17 protein-coding genes are annotated in these 22,845 nt (G+C 64.2%); 1 reads left to right on the plus strand and 16 read right to left on the minus strand.

The genetic code is table 11. From position 1 onward, the window contains the following. Positions 1-904 precede the first annotated feature (904 nt). From OWR29_RS39310 to OWR29_RS39360, 11 genes are all read right to left on the minus strand, one after another. Entirely contained in the window at positions 905-1,786 is an 882-nt protein-coding gene (locus tag OWR29_RS39310) for a Gfo/Idh/MocA family protein (RefSeq protein ID WP_267568637.1), read from the minus strand. Between the two features lie 345 nt (positions 1,787-2,131). Further along, positions 2,132-3,013 carry an isocitrate lyase/PEP mutase family protein gene (locus tag OWR29_RS39315; protein ID WP_267568638.1) on the minus strand — a complete coding sequence of 294 codons (882 nt, stop codon included), beginning with the start codon at positions 3,011-3,013 and terminating at the stop codon, positions 2,132-2,134. A gap of 30 nt (positions 3,014-3,043) precedes the next feature. Further along, the gene (locus OWR29_RS39320; protein ID WP_267568639.1) at positions 3,044-4,357 is read right to left on the minus strand and encodes an MFS transporter; all 1,314 of its coding nucleotides are present in this window, start codon (positions 4,355-4,357) and stop codon (positions 3,044-3,046) included. After that, complete coding sequence (locus OWR29_RS39325; RefSeq protein WP_267568729.1) at positions 4,354-5,808, minus strand: amino acid adenylation domain-containing protein; 1,455 nt, start codon at positions 5,806-5,808, stop codon at positions 4,354-4,356. The genes OWR29_RS39320 and OWR29_RS39325 overlap by 4 nt, the downstream gene beginning before the upstream one ends. A 3-nt stretch (positions 5,809-5,811) precedes the next feature. Beyond that, positions 5,812-6,030 carry a phosphopantetheine-binding protein gene (locus OWR29_RS39330; RefSeq protein ID WP_267568640.1) on the minus strand — a complete coding sequence of 73 codons (219 nt, stop codon included), beginning with the start codon at positions 6,028-6,030 and terminating at the stop codon, positions 5,812-5,814. Continuing rightward, positions 6,027-7,310 carry an ATP-grasp domain-containing protein gene (locus OWR29_RS39335; protein ID WP_267568641.1) on the minus strand — a complete coding sequence of 428 codons (1,284 nt, stop codon included), beginning with the start codon at positions 7,308-7,310 and terminating at the stop codon, positions 6,027-6,029. Before OWR29_RS39335 ends, OWR29_RS39330 begins: the two co-directional genes overlap by 4 nt. A 4-nt stretch (positions 7,311-7,314) precedes the next feature. Continuing rightward, entirely contained in the window at positions 7,315-8,367 is a 1,053-nt protein-coding gene (locus OWR29_RS39340) for a hypothetical protein (protein WP_267568642.1), read from the minus strand. 514 nt (positions 8,368-8,881) lie between these two features. Beyond that, positions 8,882-10,468 carry a Rieske 2Fe-2S domain-containing protein gene (locus OWR29_RS39345; protein WP_324291301.1) on the minus strand — a complete coding sequence of 529 codons (1,587 nt, stop codon included), beginning with the start codon at positions 10,466-10,468 and terminating at the stop codon, positions 8,882-8,884. A gap of 76 nt (positions 10,469-10,544) precedes the next feature. Further along, positions 10,545-12,101, minus strand: coding sequence for a condensation domain-containing protein (locus OWR29_RS39350; protein WP_267568644.1), 1,557 nt, complete (start codon positions 12,099-12,101; stop codon positions 10,545-10,547). Between the two features lie 361 nt (positions 12,102-12,462). Continuing rightward, entirely contained in the window at positions 12,463-12,765 is a 303-nt protein-coding gene (locus OWR29_RS39355; RefSeq protein WP_267568645.1) for a hypothetical protein, read from the minus strand. After that, positions 12,762-13,397 (minus strand): hypothetical protein, encoded by a 636-nt coding sequence (locus tag OWR29_RS39360; RefSeq protein WP_267568646.1) that lies wholly within the window; start codon positions 13,395-13,397, stop codon positions 12,762-12,764. The genes OWR29_RS39355 and OWR29_RS39360 overlap by 4 nt, the downstream gene beginning before the upstream one ends. Positions 13,398-13,619: 222 nt before the next feature. Between OWR29_RS39360 and OWR29_RS39365 the strand changes: the two genes are divergently transcribed. Further along, a complete protein-coding gene (locus OWR29_RS39365; RefSeq protein WP_267568647.1) occupies positions 13,620-13,811 on the plus strand; it encodes a hypothetical protein in 192 nt (63 codons plus the stop codon). 1,045 nt (positions 13,812-14,856) lie between these two features. Here OWR29_RS39365 and OWR29_RS39370 read toward each other — a convergent pair. The 5 genes from OWR29_RS39370 to OWR29_RS39390 are packed head-to-tail and all read right to left on the minus strand — an operon-like array spanning position 14,857 to position 22,835. After that, a complete protein-coding gene (locus OWR29_RS39370; RefSeq protein ID WP_267568648.1) occupies positions 14,857-19,185 on the minus strand; it encodes a non-ribosomal peptide synthetase in 4,329 nt (1,442 codons plus the stop codon). Positions 19,186-19,212: 27 nt separating this feature from the next. Then, on the minus strand, positions 19,213-20,724 hold the full coding sequence (locus OWR29_RS39375) for an amino acid adenylation domain-containing protein (protein WP_267568649.1): 1,512 nt from the start codon (positions 20,722-20,724) through the stop codon (positions 19,213-19,215). 47 nt (positions 20,725-20,771) lie between these two features. Further along, entirely contained in the window at positions 20,772-21,002 is a 231-nt protein-coding gene (locus OWR29_RS39380) for an acyl carrier protein (RefSeq protein ID WP_267568650.1), read from the minus strand. Positions 21,003-21,054: 52 nt separating this feature from the next. Then, positions 21,055-22,536 (minus strand): AMP-binding protein, encoded by a 1,482-nt coding sequence (locus OWR29_RS39385; RefSeq protein ID WP_267568652.1) that lies wholly within the window; start codon positions 22,534-22,536, stop codon positions 21,055-21,057. A 14-nt stretch (positions 22,537-22,550) separates the two neighbouring features. Next, entirely contained in the window at positions 22,551-22,835 is a 285-nt protein-coding gene (locus OWR29_RS39390; RefSeq protein ID WP_267568653.1) for a phosphopantetheine-binding protein, read from the minus strand. Between the last annotated feature and the right edge of the window lie 10 nt (positions 22,836-22,845).

The raw sequence follows: 22,845 nt of genomic DNA on the forward strand, positions 1-22,845 counted from the left end.
CCACGTGTGAGACTCCCTGGCTTTGCGGAGCAGCGGGCTGGAAGGATGTTGCCGTGCCGACATCGACCTCGGCGCCGACCCCGGCGTGAGCCGCAGCGAGTCTCCGAGCCGCGCGCGGCCCGCAAGCGGATCACGCTCCTTGAGCAGGAGAACGAGGTCCTGCGGCGGGCAGCGGCGTATCTGTCGCAGGCGAACCTGCCGGGAAAGGCTCTACCCGCTCGTGAACGAGTTGTCCAGGATGGCTCAGGATCGTGTTGGCAGGCCCAATGCGGTTCTTCCGCTTCTTACGGTTCAACAGCTAGGTTGCATACAGACCCGGAATGGCTTCATCATGCCGCTGTCGTAGCAGTCCCCGGTCGCGCCCGTCGACGGGGCGAGTTGGGCGCGACGATCGCGTCCCGGGGCGACGCTCCTGGTAGGAGTCGATTCGCTTGTCCTATCGGGTTGCCGGCCACGCCAATGCGTACGCCGGCTGAAGCCGCGTTCGACCTGACTGCGTTGCCGGCAGCGGTCAGCGGCGCGCCACATCACTACAACGACCCAGCACGATGATCCGTCCGTTACGCCCTAGCAGACGGCTCTCTTGCCGAGCGAAAACCAGCTCTGCCCATCGGCTGTGATGTATCGCACGCTCGCAGTCCCACTCAACATTCATCCGACGATCCACGGCTGGAACTGAAGTCGCCCGGGGATGCCCGTTCGCGACCGGACGTCCCGGCAACCGCAATGCCGGCGTCTCTCCGCTTGCTTCGCCTAACTTCGTAGCGCCTCGGGACGGATGCCGAGTCGGTTGCGGCGCCGTCGGTTCGCTGTGGAGCCGCTGCAGGCGAGATCTCGCCTCCCGGGCACGGGCCCGAGCCCGGGGCGACCTGCCTCGACGATGCAACGTCTCCAGAGGCTCAGCTCACTCGCTGAGACGGGACTCCGCCATGCTGAGGACTTCTGTGACTCGCCGGCCGAAGTGCACGTCGCTTGCATGGCGCTCGCCCGTGTGGGCGGCCGCTAGCAACTCGTCTATAGCGCGCCGGTATGCGGGCACCATGGCGATATCAGAGCAGTCCGGCGACACGACCTTCCCGGCGTGGCCATTCAGCTGAACGCTGCGCTCGGACGCCTGCGGTGGGACAGTGTGGCTGAGCGAGCAGGTGGACATTGCGCCGGAGGTGTGGCGCAGCGTCAGGTGAACCGTGTCGCCTGGACCGCGAACGGCGCCGACATCCGACACGTCGCCGAGGATCGGCAGAAGCATCGACAACGCATGCGGGCCGACGTCCCACAGCGCGCCCTTCTCCTGCCGCCAAGGCGAGGCCGCGAACGGCGAGTCGGAGTCGGCAAACACCGACAAGAGCCAATCGGCTCGGCCGAGTAACCAGCCGCCCTCAGCTCTCCGTGCTGCCAGCCAGTCGGCCGAAACTTGGGAGAAGTGCATCGTGAAGAAAACGACCGATGCTACGCCCGCCCGGTCAACCGCCTCGGTCATCGCCCGTGCCCCCTCGACCGTCGTGGCGACGGGCTTGTCGAGCAGCAGGTGGCGGCCCGCCTGCGCAGCCCGAACCGCTAGCGGCGCTTGAATGTCGGGCGGCAGCCCGACCACGACGACGTCACAATCGGCAAGCAACGCGTCGACATCGTCGTACGCCCTTGTGCCGAAGCGCTCGGCAATCTCCTTGGCCGCCTCCGGACGGCGGCCCCACACGCCGGTGAACTCCGCATCCGGATGTGACTGGAGGGCGGGGGCTTGCGTCCGCTGCGCCCAGGGACCGGTACCGAACAGTCCGAATCTCATGGCCGCGATGCTAAGCCACGCTGCGCTCCACCGATTCACCGCCCTCCATGTCATATATCGAGTTCGCCGCGCGGCTCACCAGCGAATCACAGTCGTATTCCGTAGCGATTCGTGGTCGATTGCGGGCCGGTCGCAGCAGACACGTCCGCACGTCGAAGATCTGCTCCAGGAGCCGCTTCGGATCATCGCTTGGTTCACCACAGGGCATAGCGGTACACAGGGCGTCCAGTGGCGGCAGACCTCGTCGTGGTGATGGCTCTTGCTGAATTCCAACCCACGACGAAGTCCGTCCGGCAGTGCGTCTCCCCTACCGAGCGCGTTATGCACCGAGCCTCGGCTACCGGCTCAGGCAGACTTGGGCACAGGATGGTGCCGGCTGATGTTGCGCTCGAACAGTCTGAGGGACTCCGTGACGCCGATACTGTCCGGGCCGAGTTCGGGGAGCCTGCCGTCAGCCGCCTTGAGCTCTCGGAGCGCGCCATCGATGGCTCCGTGCGCGGCGAACAAACAAGGCGTGCTATAGATGGCCAGGTCGACGCCCAGCTCATCAAGCTCCGAAAGCGACAGCCGGGGAGACTTTCCGCCGGCAATCTGGTTGAAAAGCAGCGGCTTGTCGCCTATTACGCCTTTGACCTTGCGGATCCAATCGACGCTGCGTACTCCGTCGACGAGGATAACGTCGGCATCCGTAGCAGCGAACGCCTCGGCACGCCGGAGGATCTCCGCCTCGTCAGTGGCGTCGGTGCGCGCCACCACCACCAGGTCCGAGCGCGTATCAAGCACCATCTGCAGCTTGTCCAGGTACTCGGCGAGCGGCAGCACCTGCTTGCCTTCGACATGGCCGCACCGTCGGGGCCGCTTCTGATCCTCGAGAACTACCCCGGAGGCACCGCACAGCTCCAGCTGGCGAACCACATGGCAGGCCGTCTCAGGATCCACGTAGCCGTCATCGATGTCGACCAGAAGATGCTGGTCCGGGAAGGCCACGCGCAGCCGCTGCACGAACGCGACGATGTCCGGCCATGCGATGAATCCGATGTCGGGCAGGCCATAGTGCGAGGCGGCGAAGCCGAATCCGGATACGAACATGCCGTCGTAGTGGAGAGCCGCCAGTGAAGCGGAGAGCATGTCGAACACCCCGATCAGCGGAGTGGTTGAGGTCTCGGCAATGGCAGCCTTCAGTCGCTGCGAGTGGCTCATAGCATCCCTTTGACGTTCGTCGGACATGTCGTTTGCTGCATGCGGATCAGCTCGTTCCTAAGGCGGGCCGGACAGGAGTGGTCCTGAGGAATTTCGTTTTTCACTTTCGAGAGGCTCGTAGCCCGGTTCCGTCGAGTCCGAGACAGCCTCCGTAACAGGTCCTGGGAGGAGCGCTCGCCTGATCTGAGGCAGCAGCGCAATACCTATGTGGACTGCCGCGTGAAGGGCCGCGACGGCAAGCAGCGCATTATGCATACCTGCGTGTTGGATCCACAGACCGAGCACCAGAAACCCCAGGGGGGCGAAGGCAAGCGACCCCAGCCAGTCGTAGGAACTGACGCGCGACAGCATGTGCGAGTCAACGCGCTCCTGCAGCGTGGTCTCCCATAAGGTGTCACCGACGTTCAGCGCGGCCGCGGAGAGTATTGCTGCTGCGAGCAAAACGATGAGGCTCGCGTTGTACACAAGCGCCAGAACGAAGGGGATGTCCAGTAGCAGGATCAAGGTGGCCAGAAGTAGCGGCCGGGCCGGCCTCCAGCGCAGCAGCAGGAAGCCGACGATGATCGCGCCGAGGCTGCGCGCCGTCAGTACTGTCGCCCAGCCCGACACACCCACCGTGCTCTCGGCCACGGTGGGACCGCCCACCATAATGGCTGGCATCATCGTCGCTTGGTAGAGGGCAAAACTCGCGACCATGAGCCAGATCCAGGGGGTTCCTGAGAAGGCGCTCCAGCCTTCGAGGAGCTCACGCCGCATGGATTCGCCGCCGGCCTGCTGAGGTCGCGTCACCTTGGGCATCAGGCGCAGAACGATGAGGGCGCAAGCGAATGCGATTCCACTCACGACATATGCCCACCCCGGATTCGCCACCGCCACTACGATTCCGGCCAGCGAGGGACCTGCAATCGCGCTGGAGTTCCGCGCCAGTCGCACCAGCGAGTTCGCCTGTAGCAACGAGTCTTTCGGGGCGACATCGAGCACAATGCCCGTGAGCGTAGGCAGCACGAAGGCAAGGGCGGCACCGTAGGCCGTCTGCAGGACGATCAGGGTCCAGACACCTGCTCCGCCCCCGAGCAGGATCCCCCCGCCTACAGCTTGGCAACAGGTCAAGAAAAGTGTGGTCACCAGGAGCACTGTGCGCCGCGAAAAACGATCCCCGGCCACACCGCCGAACAGCACGAGACCGATCCTGGGGATAACGCCCACGCCGAGTGCGACACCGACGTCACCCGGCCCACCACCCAGCGAGAAGATCGCGAAGGGGAGGGCGACCTGCACGGTCGTGACGGCTAGTTCGACGCAGATCATTCCCAGCAGATACGCACGGAACCCCGGCGCCCGAAGCAGCTCCAGTCCGGCAGGAAGCTTCATATGCCCGACATCTCCCGCTTGAGCCTGACCCGGTCGATCTTCCCAGCTATAGTCCGCGGCAGCTCATCCACCTGCAAGAATCGCGCCGGCCGCATGATCGGTGGCAGTCGACTGGCCAGCCACCGACGCAAATCCGAAGTGGTGATCCCACCGAGGGGGATGACCACGAAGGCCACGAGACTGGCCCGCTCGGGCGCGTCGGTGTCGCGTAGCAAGACAACCGACTGCGACACTTCGGGATGTGATTCGAGAACGGACTCGATCTCGCCCAGTTCGACGCGGTGGCCTCGGAGTTTGACTTGGTCATCCATTCGACCGAGGAACTCGATCGTTGCATCGTCGCGATACTGGACACGGTCACCGGTGCGGTAACAGGTCCGTTCGCCCTGTGGGGTGATCAGGCTGATGAACCGCTCTGAAGTCAGTTCGCCCCGGTTGAGATATCCGTCCGCGAGGCCGGCGCCGTGGAGAGTGAGCTCACCTGGTCGTCCGGCTTTGGACACCACGGAGCCGTCGCTGTCCACGATGAACAGACCGCTCCCTGGCAGCGGCTGGCCCAGGGAGATCCGACCCGCATCGTGCACCAGATCGGCCGTCGCCCAGATGGTGGCCTCGGTCGGGCCGTAGACGTTCCACAGTGCGGCACACCGATTGAGCAGCACCTGCGCGAGCGTCGACGTCATCGCCTCACCACCGCACCAGATCCGGCTGGTGGGCGATCCCTGCCAACCAACGGCGAGAGCCAGACGCCAGAAGCTCGGGGTCGCCTGTAGGACGTCCGGCCGGTGCAGGGCCACGCAGTCCATGAAGACCGACGGATCCAGTCGCGCCTCTTCGGGTGCGGCCACCACGGTGCCGCCAACATAGAGGGGCAGAAGCAGCTCGGCCATGGATATGTCGAACGAGAGCGCGGTCATCGCCAGCATGGATTCGCCAGGACGCAGGCCCGGAATCGCCGCTAGCCCGGCCAGCCGCTCCAGAAGGGCCTGGTGCGACACGACCACGCCCTTAGGTTGCCCGGTCGAGCCTGACGTATACATGACATAAGCTATGTCCGCCATACCCGACGAGTAGCTGTCGACCTGCGTCTCTTCGACGGCTTCACAGCGGAACGTTCCGTCCTTCTCAATGCTGATCACGAGCTCCGGTCCGGCGTCCCGGAGGACCTTTGCCCGATGTGCCTGCGGGCTGTCGCTCGCCAGCGGCATGAAGGCACGACGGGCCGAAGCGGCAGCTACCACCGCGACACATGCCCGCGCGAGATCTGGGATCTGGAACGCCACGAGCGAGCCGGCAGTGGATCGCTCGTCCAAAACCTTGGCCAGCTCTCGCGCCTGCTCCGAGAACTCGGTGTAAGAGAGTTTCCCGGCCGCGGATTCCAGGGCGGTGTGCTCAGGCGCAGCGTCTACATGCTCGAGAACGCGCTCCCAGACCGTGCCGACGGCTGACATCACCTAGCGGCCCGCATCGATGAGTTCGGCAACGTTCACGGGAGTGCCCGCACGGACGACATCAAGCATGGACAGCTTCACGCCGAAGTCCGACTCGATCCTGCTGATCAGCGTCAGCGACAGAAACGAGGTTCCACCTACGTCGAAGAAACTCTCGTCCGGCGCCACGTAGTCCATCTTGACAAGCTCGGCCATCAGGGCGGCCACGTTCTCGACGGTCATTCGCACTCCTTGTACTGGTGTCGTGAAATCTGTTGGGTCCACCTGGTGTCGCAGACTCGTCGACCGTTCCGGTCGACGAGGACAAAGCGCTCGTCGAGCGTCTCCACGACTCGCCCGACGCGGCGGTGCAGCATGTCGTGGTCATCTGCCGTCAGCCACACGCGCGCGAGAGCCCCGCCGTTCTCGCCCCGCCCGTCCACGACAGCACCGTGGCTGACGAGCCGGTCAACCGAGAAGACGCCCGGCAGATCCATCAACTCGCGCCGGTTCGGTCCCGCTTCGATGCGCAACGCGTCGACGGGTGGTTGGAACATGAGTAGTGCCACGCAGCGGCGCCAGTCCAGACGCACATCCGCTGCCCGTCCCAGGCCGGCAAGCAGCGCCATCCTGCCCATGTCGACGCCCGTGCCGGCCAGCACAAGCCGGTGTACAAATCCCCCGAGCCGGCCGTTGACTTCGATCACGTCCGGCTGCGGCACACCCTGCTTCACCTCCACGTGAAATGCCCCATGGTGTTCACCAAGGGCATCGACAGCGGCATCGGCTGTACGCAGAAGCACGGCTGCTTCGGTGTTGTCGAGATGGGTGGGGAAGATTACCCCGGCCTCCCTGTTCGCCGGTTCCCTTGGAGCGATACGGTCCGACAGGACGGAGATGAAAGGATTTCCGGACCGGTCGCGAAACACTTCGGCGGAGTAATAATCCCCGAGGTAGGGTGCGTGCGGCGGCTGCCCCATGATGAAGGTCTCAGCGAACATCCCCGCGAAATTCTCCGGTCTGCTCCGAGACTGAAGAATCTCCCGGACATCGTTCTCGTTCCGCAGGATCCACAGTTCACGGCTGGCAACACCGTCGACGGGCTTGACCACGACCGGGAGCCCTTCGGCGGCGATGAACCCAAGAAGACACTCCGCGCTGTGCAGACGCCGCGAACGGGTGTGTGAGACGCCGGCCATCCGGTAAAGCTGCCGCTGCACATCCTTGCGGCCCCACGTCGTTTCGCGCTCGGAGCCGACCGCGTTGAGCAAGGCGGTCAGCCGGCAGTACCGGTCGACAAACGTCTGGGCGGAACCGGCTCCGCACCGCTCCATCGCGCGCCGGCACGCTTCGAGGTCACTGAACGGCGCTGACTCCGTACGTGCCAACGCCGAAGCGATCGGTGCGAGGGAGGCGCTTTCAGGCTCCTCCGAATTGATCAAGAAGACGAGCTCCAGCAGGCCGTCGGAGGACTTTGCGATGTCTACGGGGGCCAGGGATCCATCTGCGGCGATTGGCACCACCACCCTAGGTAAGGACGGCATCCGCCTGCCTCCTCGTCTTGTCGGGGAGGAGTACACCACCGGAGAGTTCGCTGAAACTGGCGCCGCGTGACGACTTAGGAGTCTCGGCAGCAAGTCCAGCGCGCACGCAGCGCAGCCCATGCTCGGCGGCGAAGGCGAGCGGCTGGTGGAACAGCAGGCTCGCGTACGCGGCCATGCGCTCGGGTCCGTCGTGGCCGGAGAGACCCACTTCGTACAGCTCCAACTCGCCCGACCATACGAGGGCGGTCAATACACCGCGGGTCGTCGCGGATTCCAGAGTGAACGTGACGACTTCCACTCCGTCGCAGTGATTCCACTGGTCGTGTCGCATGCGAACGAACTCGGGGTGGTCCTTCTGTCCCTTGGTCACGTTGTGCGTCGCGATCAGGTCGAGTACCTCACCACTCGACTCCGCCCAGCGCTCGACGCCGGTCCGGAAGCCGTATTTGGCGATGTTCCGCCGATCTCGCCGAAGGACTCCTCGTACCCGGCTGCGGAGCCGGCCCTCACGATCTGATAGGTGCGTGTCGTTGAACCTTGCCTCTTTCCCGAGGTACGTCCACGAGGTCATGCCTGCGGTCGCGTCGGAGATCGCCGCACGGGCATCCGCGTAGAAATAGGGGAAAGCCAGAAACCGCTCTTCGGTCACGGCAAGGGCGGCGATACGCACCAGCAACTGTTTGACTTGCTCAGGCGCCGAACCAGGGCCGACGCGAAGCCCGGTGCGAAGGTCGGCACAACCCGCGACGAGCATGACGCGGTCGGGCGAACTGTCAAAGGGGCCGCCCGGGATGCCCCAGGTACCAGGGTCGTACACCGGATCGACCCAGGCTCGGCCCCGGCAGGTGAACAGCGGTATCACAGCGTTCAGTTGCCCTGTACGCCATGCCCGCGCGAATCGGACACGCCATCGACGATCTTCTTCGATCTGCAGCATCCGCTGGTAGCTGCCCGCGGCGCCGGCTGACCGGTCGAGGGCGTCGAATGTGACCGGGTCCAGATCGGCGATGCTGTCGACGATGTCGAGATCGGTCATGACGGCGTCAGTCCTTCCCGTCGAGGACGAGATCCGCCGGCAATGAATCAGCCATGAGCCGGTCCTCGGCGTCGATGGACGCACCTGTGGCGGAGTCCCCGGGCCCACAACGAGGTGAAGTTCCACCCCCGTCCCGAAGGATCTCCTTCGTCACCGCGGGACAGCCGTGCTTGCTCAAGAGCCGGCGCAACTCGCCGTGTTCGAGCTCGGTCAGCTCGCTGCGCGGCGTGCGGCCTGAAGGCGGCGCGAGCCCGACCGCGTTGCGACGTGCATCCTCGGAGTGCTTCGATGGGCAGGGCACCCGGGTATTCCTCCCTCGGACCGGTGTTTCGCTTTCAATGTCCTGCGCAAGATGACATCTCACGCCCTGGCTGCTCTGCGCCTCGGACATCGCCGAGGCGGCCGCCGCCGTAGGGCTACCGGCACCCACCATCCGGAGGCAGCTGGGGGAAGTACAGAAACTTCAAGCCGGTCGTCAATCCGGCTTTGACCGGTTCCGGCCTCGGCTCGCCTCTCACGCGTCGCCGCGACCGGCGGTGGCCGGCTGGTCGAGTACGGAGATCGAGGGCAGGTCGCACCTCCCTGAGGCCGGCTCGAACCGGGCGACAAGCTTGCGATCGTCGCTCGTCAGGCAGTTCCCGGTAGCCAGATCGAACTGCCAGCCGTGAAGCTGGCAGGTGAGGACACCCCGGCTGACCACTCCGAAGCGCTCCAAGTCGGCACCGAGGTGCGGGCAGTGCCGCTGCACTATGAATTCCCCAGCCCTTGCGAACTCGGCCTCCTCGTTCTGCTCCGCGTAGTACCGTTCCACGTACTCCAGCCGACGAGGGGACATCGCCTGGAGGAAGCTGAAGACGTACTCGTTGTAAGCGCCCTTGCGCTGCGCAGCGAACCGGCAGGACAAGAAAAGGTGGTTCACCCAGTCTTGTTCGCGGGTGCGGACCAGATCCTCCACGAGGGGACGGGCCACCCGGAAGGCGTATCGGCAATCCTCACCCGCCCAGTGCTTCACTCGCCGGTCGAGGAAGTCGAAGACGATGTGCTCAGGCTGCTGTTCGGCACCATCAGGACGAACATCGAACAGGACGCGGCCGTTGACCCCGGCGCAGATATGGTCGGCGTGGGCCAGCAACGGCTCTATCCACTCCTTGAGCTGGGCCAGAAGATCGCTGGTGTCGCTGGGCCACGAGGCGCGCTCAGCGTCCAGCTTGGGGCGTGACCGCGCCTGATATGCCCGCATGTACCGGGTGCGGTCCTGATAAATGTCGTCGATGACGTCCTGCGGCACCTGTTCAATGGCGAAACTCCCGTCCCGTCCGAGCTCGACCACGGTGCCGGGCAGGAAAAGATGAGCATTCTGAACGCCCTGCTCCGTCAAGAAGTCCAGAAACGCCATCTGATCGGGAAAGGTGTTGTCGTCGCTGTTGGCGAAGTCGTTCAAGTGGAACAAGTCATCGTCCAGGAAACACGGCGGACCAGCAAAGGGGAAAACCTGCGCGGCGCCATACTGGTTGATGTACTGAAGCGCGCGACTCATCCCATTTTTACGCTTGCGCCGACCGAGAGTGGATTTCATCCGATCGGGGAACTCGTAAACCATGGGAAACCAGATCGCGCCAGAGTACTGCAGGAAATGTCCGCTCAGCGGACCGAACGCCTCGATCGGCCGGCTCGCAATGGGTCGCGCGTCATTCTGGTTGAAGATACGAACCTGGCCGTCGTCCAATGCTATGGCCGAGTCGCCGATCTCGCCATCGGCAGGACTCGCAACTGTGGTGATCATGACGCGCAAGTCACCGTCGAGTTCGGTTATTTCGTTGTCCCGCGTCACGATGAACGACCGGAAGCCGATTTCTTCCAAGGCATCGCGAAGGTCAGGCACGGGGTAGTCAGGAAGCAGTACCGTAGCGCGCTTCGACATATGACGGCGCAGCCACTCGGGGTCGAAATGGTCCCGGTGCAGATGTGATATATAGAGATAATCCGCCTTGCCGAGAACCGATGGATCCAGTCCCGAGTTATCAGGAAATGGAAACCAGGAACCATAGTAGGCGGGATTGAACCATGGATCGCACAGCACGCTGCCTTCGCGCGTCTCCACCAGCAACCCCGCATGTCCCGTCGATATTATGCGCATGTACTTGCTCCAAGAATTAGCTGCCCCCAAGAAGGGGAAATCAAGCGAAGCTGAAAAGGTACGCGTCAGGTACGGCGGTGCCATGGGCTTGCACCAGCACAGACCGGATCTCAGCCTTGACAGTTGTGGGATCGTAGCCGGCGGCCAGCTCCAGTTCCGCGAGGAGTTGCCCGTCGGTGTCGTCGATTTTCACGTAGCATTCGACAATGCCCGGAACTGCCAGAACAAGCGCTTTGATAAAGCTCAGGCTTATTTCTGCACCGCTGTGATGACCCGGCACCAAGTCAGCACGTGAAGGAAGTGCAGAAATTCCGGCACGCTGCGTCGGCACATCCGGCGAGCGGCAGATTAATTCGACTGTCCGGATCAGGTCCACCAAGAGCGATTCCGGCGACCGCTCCTCGCTGATCGGACGACGTGCCCGAACCTGCAAAATAGGACCCGGCTCATACGACAGCGAGACCTGAAGGTCCGACATGGCGCTCGAAAGTCTTGGTCGAGCCTGCTCCTCGAAGATACGCGGCGCGGCGCCCGGCGTGCATCTCACATGATGCATAGTCGGTATGTAGTGCCATTCGAACGCTGGATGGAAAAACATTCCGCCGAACCCGGAGCCGGTGTTGAAATGGTCAAGAATGGCGCTTGCGTCGTAGGTCCCACGTTCGAACATTTCGAACGATACTTCGGTCGCCAAGTCCACTCTCGCGCGCAGGGTATCGTCAGGATTCCCCAGTAGCGGCATGAAAACTACTTGCGCCAGATGCACTACCGCGGTGAAATCCTGAGGGGTTGTTCGGTTGGCTGTCCACGTCTTGAACACTTGCCGGTGCTGCCCGGACAGCCCCTCGGCAAGGATGCTGACGGCGGCGGTCCATATGCAACTGGGCGTCGTGCGCAAACTGCTCGCAGCCTTTTCTACCTGTCTCAAGAGATCGTCGGGCAGCTGGATTTCCACACCGTGTACCGTCTCCATCTCATCCCGACGGACCGGGGCATAGGTGCACGACCGAGGCGCCTCAGAAAGCACTTCTCGCCAAAAGGCGGTATTTTGGGCGACCTTAGGATCCGTCCCGGTCAGCGCATAGGAGCTTGCTTGCCGAGGATCGGGCGCCGATGGTGCCCTCCTGGCGAAGACGGCGTAGAGCTCGTTTTCGATGACCTGAATACCGATCCTGTCGGCAAACACGTGAGATACCGTCACTTTGACCGCAGCCACAGCATTGTCGACTACATAGGCGGTCGCATGAAACGCGTGCAACCACGGATCGATCTCCGCTTCTTCCCAGAATCGCTTGTCGGCGCTGTCGAAAGCATTCTCAACTACCAGATGCCAACGCATCACAGATTCCGCCGCACGGGCTGGGAGAACTTCCTGCATCGGGCACCCTGATGGACCGACGGCCAGACGGCTGCGTAAGGCCTCGTGCCGGGCAACGATGGTAACAAGCACCGCCCTGGCCCGGTCGGGTGTGAGACGGCTGGTAACTTCGGTGAGAATTGTGAGCCGCCAGAGGGGCAGTTCCTCCGCAGTGAAGTTACGCAGATTCCTTGCCTGTGCCGTATTAAGTGGGAGCAACCTCCCCTTCGGTGCAGTCATATCGCCTCCTCCGCGGATTGCCAGCTGTGTGCATCACAGGTGGCGTGGGGTGGACACCGTGGCAGGTGTGGTGGCCAGGGTTGGCTGTTCGGGCATGAATGACGGCGTCGCGGGCGGCCGCGCCGGGGCGGCGAATGAGGCAGGTCCGGGATCTCATGTGGCGGGTAAACCGGCGATCATCCCCGGCCAGACTGGTGAGCGTGTTCATGCCGAATGCGGCAGCGCCACCGTGCGCGGCACGGACTCGGGTGCCGTTCGGGCCACGATGTGCGATGCGGGCAACCATCCGGCCGGCCCGGCACGAGGCCTACCAGCCCCTCCGGAAACAACTCCGGGAAGGCCTTTCCACAGTGACTGCTGATCACGCTCGTACGGCATCCGGTAGGGCTTCGATCAAACGCCTCGCGAACGGCACCAGGTCAAGCCGCAACGCCTCCTCGACGGCCGTGAAACGCATGGCCTGACCCGCGCCGAATAACAATTCGTCGAGCGCGCTACAGGTGCGGATCTCGGGCTTGTCGTCACGTAACTGGAGCAGCACCCGGCTGTCCGGCGTGATGAGCGGGCCGACTGCCCCGTATGAAGGGCTCACGGTGCGATCGGCAAGCCGTGCACTCTCCGGACTGAAGTAGGGAGCCGCCGAGTTCGGCGTGGTTCTGGTCAAGAGATGCTCTCCAGATGTTCTACAAGGTCGGGTAGGGCATCCTGAGCTTCTAGTGCGAGCAGGATCGTCAGACAGATCGTCAGCACAAACCCGACCCACGTCTCGGCGTCGTCGACGTACAAACCCCGCATCGTCTGAACGTCCTGATACCGCTGCGGGGACAGCAGGCGGCCGAGCGGATGGCCGGACTCCGCGAGAAGAGCAACGGTGTCCCGGCGGCGAGGGTCCGCCGGGACACCGTAGCCAGCGCCGGTGAGCAGCGCGTCCACGGTGGCATTGAGCGCAGCGCGACTACTCATGGCTGCGCCGAGAGGATCGCCGCGAGTGAGCAGTATGTTGGTGTTCTCGATGGCTGTACGGGCGCGCCGGACATGGTGCTCCCGCACAAGATCCCGGTAGGCCGAGCCCCGCAGATGTTCGCCGAGTCGCCGATGCCAGCTCTCCCCCGACAGCGGCTTGGCGTCAATAATCCGCCGGAGAAGACTCAGCTGTCCTTGAGCGCTGTCACCGGCGGACGTGAGCGCTTCAGCGGCCACCTCGATCTCGTCAGTCGAACGGTGCTCGCATGTCCAGACGACTCCGTCGGCATAGTGGCGGAGCGTTCCGTCTGAGATCGGCTTGACCGCGTGCACAGCCAGCAGGTCAACACGGCCTAGCCCGAGCCAGTCGTTGTCCCCGGCGCCAGTGTGTAACAGGGCAACGGCCGAGTCCGTGAGCAGTGCATCCGGGATGGCAAGACCGTGGACAGATGGGGTCGATGGAGCGTTCGATTTTGACACTGTTATTGGCCCCCGTGGCGCTATTTGTCATTCGGTGAGAACTGCCAGAGGTGCGCAGCTCGAAGCATCTTTCCGGTGGCGACGAAGTCCTTTGACTCGCTTGCCACCAACGCCGCCGACAAAGTCAAGGTTGAAGAATCCGCGCTGCGATCAGGTCGGGAAGACAGCCTAAGGACCTTACGTGGTGTCAAGTCAAGCATGATGATCGATATGTTGAAAGCGTCACAAGCGGAGCGTTCGCCGGAGCGAAATGTCGGAAAAACCTGATTTAGGATGACGACCCATACCTCTTTGTGAACTGAAAGTGACGCAGACTGCACCTTGGTTTTTCCTGTGGTTAACCGAATCCCTGATCAATCCGACCGTCAGCCGCCCATCGAACCCCGGCATCGTCACTCTGCGTATCAGGTTTGACGATACGGCCAGGCGGCATATAGTATAGCCATCAATGTCGATAGTTATCGTTCGCCACTGGAAGGACGATTCCTGGAAGCATGCAAAAACGGGGAATAATTGGCTCAATAGTTGGCCCCGAGCTGGGCCTGCCTATACATTTCCTCCAGCGCACGTAGACCACCGCACTTCCGTTCGTCAATGGCCTGAGGCGCGTGTACCCGCCCCGGAACGCAGATCTCAGCCGCCTCCCCCAAGCAGTCCGTTCACGTCGAGCGCCGAGTGCTCGACGTCCGTCCAGGAGTCGTCGTTGACGGCAACCTGAGCGGGACCCTCGTTCGAGAAGGACCTCACATGGCTTCCGGTAACGACCGCTAGGAGCTTGATCTGGCTGAGCGAGCACGTACGGCCTGGGACCGCGTGCTACTCGAGTCCCCCTGTCTCTTCGGGTTGCCGGCGACGTCGCATCGGTCTCGGTCAGCAAATGCGCAGCGGCGTCAGTTGCCCCGTCGTGACGCGTTTCGTAGTGCTTATCACCTGTACGACAGTCAGATCTGTCGCACGTTGGTCGACCGTGCTCCAGAGTCCCTGATCCGGTCGATCCGACCCACGTCGAGGCCGAGGCGATCCGAGAGTTCCTGCCCGAACCCATGATTGTGACGGCCGGCAAGGTCGCCCGAGGGCCATTGCTCACACTTCCGCCGCATGACCAGACACATATCCTGGCGTCCGACCACAGACCGTTAGACGAATCGGACTGCCGAGTCGGCAACGCTACGTGCCGAGCGGGCTGGGCGCATTCCCGGCTGGATGGGCGACGCAGACGTTGCAGTCGTCGACGCGTTCCCGTTCACGCCCGGCAGCCACGATCGACCGCCGCGCCACGCTCTGCCCGGTCCAGCGATACCGCTTCGCCCATCTATTGGCCCAGGGGCGGAGGCAACCAGCCGGTGTCGACGAAGTACTGCAGGTAGGTGCCGAACGTAGCCTCGTCGACCGCGACGAGCGGTACCTGCGAGGACAAAAGCTCCTCGGTGGCGCTGATGTCGATCAGATGGCGTCCCTCCGAGCCCTCATCGGACAGTTCGGCCGCAAACACCGTCAACAAGGGATAGGCAGCGTTGTCCCCGTCCGCTTCGATCATGGCCAGCCATTGCGGCACAGGCACTGTCGGCGCGGTATATCCCCAAGAGCGCACCCAGTCGAGTACCGTTTCTAAACGCAGCAACGTTCCGGCGGCCAGGTGGAAGGTTCGGCCTGCCGCCCGAGCCATTTGCGACAGGGCGACGATGGCGTTGCTGACGTAGTCCACGGGCACCAAGTCGAAGGAAAGTTGACTGACAGCCGGTGCAGCCTGCACCTGGATGCAGCCTTTGATGAGCAGCCACATATAGTCGCCGGTCTGGCAAGCACCGGTATCGGTGTGGCCGACGATTCGCGACGGCCGGTAAACATTGACCGGCAGCGATCGGTGGCGGGCCGAATCGACAAGCTTTTCGGCGACCCATTTGCTGCGAGTGTAGCCATGTTCGAGCAGCTGTAGCGGGCCTATCGGCCGGTCCGGGCCGATAGGCCCGTCGGCAGGGCCGGCGTAGACGCCGATCGTGGAGATGTGGTGAACAGGCACGCTGCGATGCCTTGCAGCCAGGCGCAGAATCTCCGAAGTGCCGGATACCGTGGCCGGTTTGAGCGTCTCGTAGGACGCAACGAGGTGCACCGCCGCACCCACGTGGTACACCGCATCAACGGTCCGTGCCAGGTGATCGAATATGTCGGCGTGCAGGCCAAGACGCGGCGACGCAAGGTCACCGACCACAACTTCGACCCGCTTGTCTGCTGCGTCGTTCCACAAGCCGTAGCGAGTCAGAGTTTCTCTCAGCCTGGTGGCTGCCTGGTCCGCGCTGGGTCCACGGACCAGGCAGAACACCGTTGCCGGGGTCTGGTTCAAAAGTGCGCGAAGCATGAACGCGCCCAGGAATCCCGTGGCTCCGGTAAGCAGGACCGACTCCGGGGAGACGGCCACGTGAACCACGGAGTCCGCTGCAGTCACGTCTCTGGGCAAAGTGGTCTCTGCCGGTAGGTCGTTCGGCAAGCCGGTCTGCCGGCCGACGGATGACCGACTGCTGTCGATGGTTGCGGCCAGCCCGGCGACGGTCGGGTCGGCGTTGAGCGCAGACAGCGGGATTTCTCGCTGAAGCTCTTCTCGCAGGCGCAAGACCAGTCTGGTGGCCAGCAGTGAGTTTCCGCCGAGCGCGAAGAAGTCGTCCTGGTTACCGACGGAGGCGACTCCCAGCATGTGCTGCCAGTGCCCCGCGATCACTCGCTCGGTCGGCGTGAGCTGCTCGGCTGGCGGCACGGTGACCGCCTCGGCCTGGCCTCGATGGCCGGCGAGGGCGGCTGTGTCCAGCTTGCCGCTCGGGGTAAAGGGGAAGGTCGGCACGAGCAGGCACAGAGCGGGGATCAGATAATCGGGTAGCCGCCGGGAAAGGAGCTTCCGCAGTGCTGCTGGGCGGATTTGGTCCTCGCCGGGGCATGTGTAGTAGACGACGAGACGCGTGCCGATGCCGTCGATTTTCTCGGTCAGCGTGACCGCCTGCGATACGCCCTTTACCGCTCGCACTGCGGCGGTGACCTCTCCTGGCTCAACCCGATGTCCGCGTATTTTCACCTGGTCGTCGGTTCGCCCGATCCATTGGATTCTTCCGTCCGGTAAGTACTTGCCGACATCGCCGGTGCGGTACAGCAGTTCGCCGGGGTTGTATGGATCTTCGATGAATCGCTCGGCAGTCAGTTCTGGCTGCCCGAGGTAGCCGTCGGCCAGCGCTTGGCCGCCAATGTGGATCTGACCGGTTACGCCTGCCGGGCAGATCCGGTTCCGGCGATCTAATACGTGCACGCGGGCCCCCGGCACCGGCCGGCCGATGGGTGGAAGGCGAGGCCAGCGATCCGGATCGGCGCCCAGACGTTCCCGGGTGACGACGTGAGTCTCCGATGGTCCGTACTGATTCTCCAGTGATGCCTCCGGCGCGTGGTGTGCGAAGAACTTACGCACGGCTGGGGTGGCGTGTAGTTGCTCGCCTGCGGTGATCACCTCGCGCAAGCTGCCGGCGCGGCGGTCGGCGGCGCACGCATATTCGGCTATCTGTTGCAGGGCAACGAAAGGGATGAAGAGGCGTTCAACCCGTTGGGCGGACAGCAGATCGAGCAGGCGCTCCGGGTCGCGGCGGACATCGTCGTCGACCATGACCAGTGTCCCGCCGGTGGCCCACGTACTGAAAAATTCTTGGAACGCCACATCGAAGCCGAGCGCAGCGAATTGGAGGGTGCGTACGGTGGGGCCGGCAATCGAGCTCACCGACTGCCAGCTCAGGAGGTTCGCGAGGCCGCGGTGTGACATGGCCACGCCCTTGGGCCGCCCGGTGGAGCCAGAGGTATAGATCAGATAGGCGAGGTCAGCGGGCTTCACCTGGGGAAGCGGGGCACGGACACCCCTATCGTCAGAAGCCTCGGGACCGAGCACGGCGAGGCCGGTCGGGAGCAATCCGACAAGGTCGGGATCGGTAACGACGACCTCGGCCCGGCTGTCGGCGGCCATGGAACGGATGCGATCGGCGGGGTAGGCAGGGTCGAGGGGAAGGCAGGCGCTGCCGGATTTGAGGACCGCGAGCACGGCTACCGCCAGGTTCAGGCCACGTTGAACGAGGACACCAACGGGCGTGCCCGACACCCCCACGGCGACCAGCCGCGCGGCCAGGGCGTCCGATTTGCTGGCTAGTTGTTCGTAGGTGAGCTCTGCGCTGCCGTGAATTACCGCTGGGCTTTGCGGGGTCAGCGAAGACCAGGTGGTGAAGGCTTCGTGTGCCAGCGACGGGCGCGCCGCTGCGACGGCCGGTTGCGACCAGGAGCCAAGGAGCAGTCGACGTTCCGATGGAGAGATGATGGCAAGGTTTCCCACCTCGCGATCGAGGTCGAGGACAGCATCGGTGAGCAGGGTCTGGAATCGGTCAGCGAGGCGCTGGGCGGTCACCCGTTCGAACAGGTCCGTCGAGTACTCCAGGAACCCTCGGAAACCATCCCGGGTGGGAACGAAGTTGAGGAAGATGTCGTACTTGGTGGTTCCGGAGTGCGGATAAAGCCGCTCAGCGGTCAGGGATGGGAGGTCGAGCATCGGCGCCGGGGCGTCGTCGAGCCCGATGACGACCTGGAAGAGCGGAAAACGGCTCGCGGACCGTGGTACCCGCCGATCGCGCACCATCCGGGAGAATGGCATGTCGCGATGGTCCACTGCGCCCCACACCCTTTCCCGCATGGCGGTGACGAGCGCTCGGAACGTCATGTCCTCGTTCACCCGGGTGCGTAGCGGCTTGACGTCGGAAAGGCAGGCGATCAGCGGATCCAGCGACTCGTCGTCACGACGAGACACCGGCGTGCCGATGACGATGTCCTGCTGATCGGCCAAACGGTGGATCAGTGCCGCCACCGCCGCGGCCAGGACTACGAATGGCGTGCTTCGTGTGCTGCGAGCTGCTGTGTAGATCCCGGTTCGCACGCCGGCGTCGAGGTCGAACTCAATCCGATCTCCATCGGCGCCGAGCAGCACCGGCCGAGGCCGGTCCGGCGGAAACGACGACTCCACAGGCGCGCCACGCATCGCTTCTCCCCAATACTGCAGCGAACGCGGGCTGCCCTCACCAGCATCGCGTTGCTGCTTGGCATAGGGACCGAACTGCTGTGGCAGCGCAGGTAGATCCGCGTGGACGCCGGTAACGGCTTGCCGGTACAAAGCGCTGAACTCGGTATCCAGAAGACTGAAACACCAGCCGTCGACAACCGCATGGTGGACGGCGACGGTCAGGACGGCGTCATCGTCTCCCAACTCGAGAAGCGTCGCGTGCAAAAGGGGTGTCCTGTCGAGCTGGAGCGGCCAGGCGGCTGCTGAGAGCAGTGCCCCGGGCAGCTCCGACTCGGTCGTCTCGACGACGAGAAGCTCGATCGGCTCAGGGGGCAGCACAGTCTGCCGGGGCTCGCCCTCGACCAGTGACAGCTGGCTGCGCAGCGATTCGTGCCGGGCCACGATCTCGGAGAGTGCCCACTGCACGGCCGCCCTGTCGAGGCGGGCACCGCGCAGACGATATGCCCACGACTCGATGTAGCGGGAGCGCCCGGCGTTGGCCTGATCGTTGAGCCAGATCGACTCCTGCTCGGCGGACATGGGATAGGTGCGGGCGGGTCGCGGCTCGGCCGTCACTGAGGGCTCTCTCATCCGGTGGGCGGGTCAGCAGGAAGCCAACAGGGCCTGGCGGTCCAGCTTCCCGGTGGCGGTGGTGGGCAGGGTTGTCATCTGCCGAACTACGTGCGGCACCAGATATGCGGGCAACACCGCTACGAGCGCACGCCGTACGGCGTGCGGACGCGGAGCATCGCCGGCTGCCGTGGTGTACAGCAACAACAGCCGAGCTGATTCGCCGTCCTGGGCCGCGGTGGCGACCACAGCGACGTCGCGGACGCCGGGCAGTTGCCGCGCGACGGCCTCTATCTCTTCCGGCTCGATGCGATAACCCGCGATCTTGATCTGCAGGTCGCGTCGCCCGCGAAAATGCAAGAGGCCGTCCGAGTCGATCAGGCCGAAGTCGCCGGTGCGGTAGACGCGGGTAGGTACGCCGTCGAGCTGTACCGTGGCGAAGGCAGCGTCGGTGGCATCCGGGTCACCGGCATAGCCGATCGCCAGTCCGGCGCCGGCGATGCAGATCTCGCCAAGGCTGTCGCGCGGCAAAACTCGCTCGCCGTCGAGCACGAGCACCGTCGTCTGTGGTACAGGCGTCCCCAGCGGGATCCCGGTGTCTCGAGCGCAGTCCATCGCGCTGATCTTGTGAGTCGTGGCGAAGACGCAGCTCTCCACCGGACCGTAGCCGTTGATGAGATCGACGTCGGGATGGCGGGCGAGAAGACTCGCGACGTGCGCGGGAGACAACCGCTCACCGCCGGTCAAGACTTGGCGCAGACCGGCGAAGCAGGACTTGCCAGGATCGTCTTCGTCCACGAGCAGGTTGAACAACGAGGTGGTCAACCACGCCGTGTCCACCTCGGTCGTCCTGATGAGATCGGCCAGGATCCCGGGCAGTAGATGGTCCTGCTCGGCAACGGCGCAGGTACCGCCACTTATCAGCGGTCCCCAGACCTCCAAGCTGAAAGCATCCCAGGAGCACGGAGCCGCCTGCAGCATCGTGTGTCCCGGGCCGAAGTCGGCGAAGCCGCCCGGGGTGAACAAACGCGTGGTGGCACGGTGCGGAGACACCACTGCCTTCGGGTTGCCCGTGCTGCCCGAGGTGAAGAACACTGTCGCGGGATGGGCGCCGTCGATGCGGACGCGTGGACGCGGCCGGGCTCGTGCGGCCACCTGCTCCAGCGGCTCGTCCAGGGTCAGCCAGTGACCGGTGGCATCCGTCGGTGAGCCCGACACTACGGTTCCCGCCGCAATGAGACGCGTGACCTGTTCGATCCTGGCCTGCGGCCATCGGCGGTCGATGGCCGCATAGGCCGCGCCGCATTTGAGAACTGCCAGCAGAACGGCAATGAGTTGAGGTCCGCGGGGCAGTATCACGGCAACGGTCGAGGAAGGGCCGACACCGGCGCCCGCCAGCATGTCGGCGTAAGCCTCTGCGGCGGCGTCCAGCGTGCCGTAGGTGACTCGCGAGCCTCGAAAGAAGACAGCGGTCGCCTCGGGGCGCCGGAGGGCCTGACGGCCGACGGCTTCATGGATGAGCTCGCTGCCTTCGAGTTCCGGCATGATCCGACTCCTGGCCGATGGGAGGGACGCTGTGGCTGACGAAGCTGTCATGTGCAGGCAGCGGCCAGGAATTCCGCCAGTGACTCGCTGTCGAACAAGGCCTGCGGCCGGGCCGCGATATACAGGTCACGTTCGAGCCGGGCGCAAATGCGAAGGGCCTGCAAGGAGGTACCGCCGAGGTCGAAGAAACTCTTCTCGGCCTCAACCTCGGGGATGCGTAGCACTGCCGCGACGATGTCGAGAACTCGTGCGTACCGCTGGTCTGCTTGCTCATTCACGGCAGACGGTCCTGTTCGACGAAGGGAGAAAGGGACAGCCGAATCACCGTTCTCACGACCTGGACAGAGCCGGCAGCAAGTCCCGTAGTGCCCGCCGGTCGATTTTGCCGTTCGCGGTGAGCGGCAATTCGGGCAGTCGGGTGAACCGCCGCGGAATCATGTACTGCGGGAGCCGGTCGCGAAGACCGCGGATCATCTCGGCCGGCGTCACCGGGCTGCCCGAGTAGACGGCGTGCAGTTGGTGCAGACCAGCATCCTCCTCCACGGCGAGCACCACGCAGTCCAGGATTCTGCGGTCCTCGCGGAGCGCCATCTCGACCTCACCGAGCTCGATACGGTAGCCATTGAGCTTCACCTGGTGATCGAGCCGGCCGAGGTGCAGGAATCCACCTTCGTCGAGGCGGGCAACCCGGTCGCCGGTGCGGTACCAATGTTCGGCAGTGATCGGCGCGGTGTCCGGAACGAAGCGACCGCTGTCGTCGGCCGGGTCGGCATATCCATCGAATCGCTGTGCTCCGCGCAGCAACAACTCGCCGTCCTCCTGAACCGTCACCTCAACCTCTCGGTACGATTCACCGATCGGGACGGTGCCGTTAGCCGTGACCGGCCAGTCGGCCCGGTCGGAGGGCAGCCGATACCCGGTGCAGGCGACGGTCACCTCGGTGGGGCCGTAGACGTTGTCGATAATGCTGCCCGGTGCGGCCGCTGCCCACGCCTCGGCCTGTGCCAGGGTGAACTGTTCGCCGATGAATTTGCTGACTCGAAGGTCGGGCATCGAGCGGGCGGGCAGCAGGGAAAGCCGACGTGCCACCGAGACCAGTGACGGAACCGAGAACCAGTGCGTGAGCCGCTGCTCGGTGACATACCGGACTGGGTTCATCAGGTCTCCGGCACGCGGGAGCACCGCCGTGGCGCCGGTCCCGAGCGCTGCAAAAATATCGAAAACGGATGGGTCAAAGGTGAGGTCGAAGGTCTGCGACAGCCGGCACCCGGGGCCGATGTCATAGGTCGTGAGGACCTGGTCGAGGTAGGCGTTCACGTTGCGGTGGCTGATCGGTACCCCTTTAGGGGTACCGGTCGAGCCGGAGGTGAACAGGATGTAGGCGATGTCGTCCGGCGCCACTTGCGGCGTCGGCAATACGGTGCCGTCGGCCGGGTCAGGCCCGTGCACTGCCACCGCAGGGATCGACGACGGCAGCGCCGCGGGCACCGCGCCGTCCTGGGTGAGCACGGCGCGCAGGCCGGCCTGGGTGCAGATCCGTTGATTACGGTCGGCCGGAAAAGCCGGGTTCAGTGGTACGACAATGCCGCCCGCTCGCAGGATCGCCAGATATCCCGCATAGTCGCTGATCTCTCGTACCGGCCAGAGACCGACACGCGGGTGGGCCTGACCAACAGTCGCCCGCAGCCGTGTCGCCACGTCTCGGCTCCAGGCATCCAGCTCGGCGTACGTCACGGAGTCGTCGCCGTGCGACACGGCGACCAGGTCGGGATACTGGTTCACGCAGTTGGTGAATCGCCTCAGCAGATCCATGGTGCTCCTCGATGTCAGGACGCGGCCGTTTCGCGATTGTTCAGAGAGGCGATGAAGTCGTTCAGGACGTCTCGCTCGAAGATTGCTTCCGGTGCGACCTGTACACCAAGTTCGTCGCCCACGCGGCCACAGACCACAACGGCGTTGATAGAGGTTCCGGCGAAATCGAAGAAGCTGTCCATGCCGCCCACACGGTCCAGGTCGAGCACGTCAGCCCAGATCCGGGCTACCGCGGCGGCATGTACGCCGGTCGGTGCGATATAGGGCTGCTCGGTGAAGCTTTCCCTGCTCTCAGGCATTTGCATTCCG

The organism is Paractinoplanes pyxinae (genome assembly GCF_026626335.1).
GTDB lineage: Bacteria > Actinomycetota > Actinomycetes > Mycobacteriales > Micromonosporaceae > Actinoplanes > Actinoplanes pyxinae.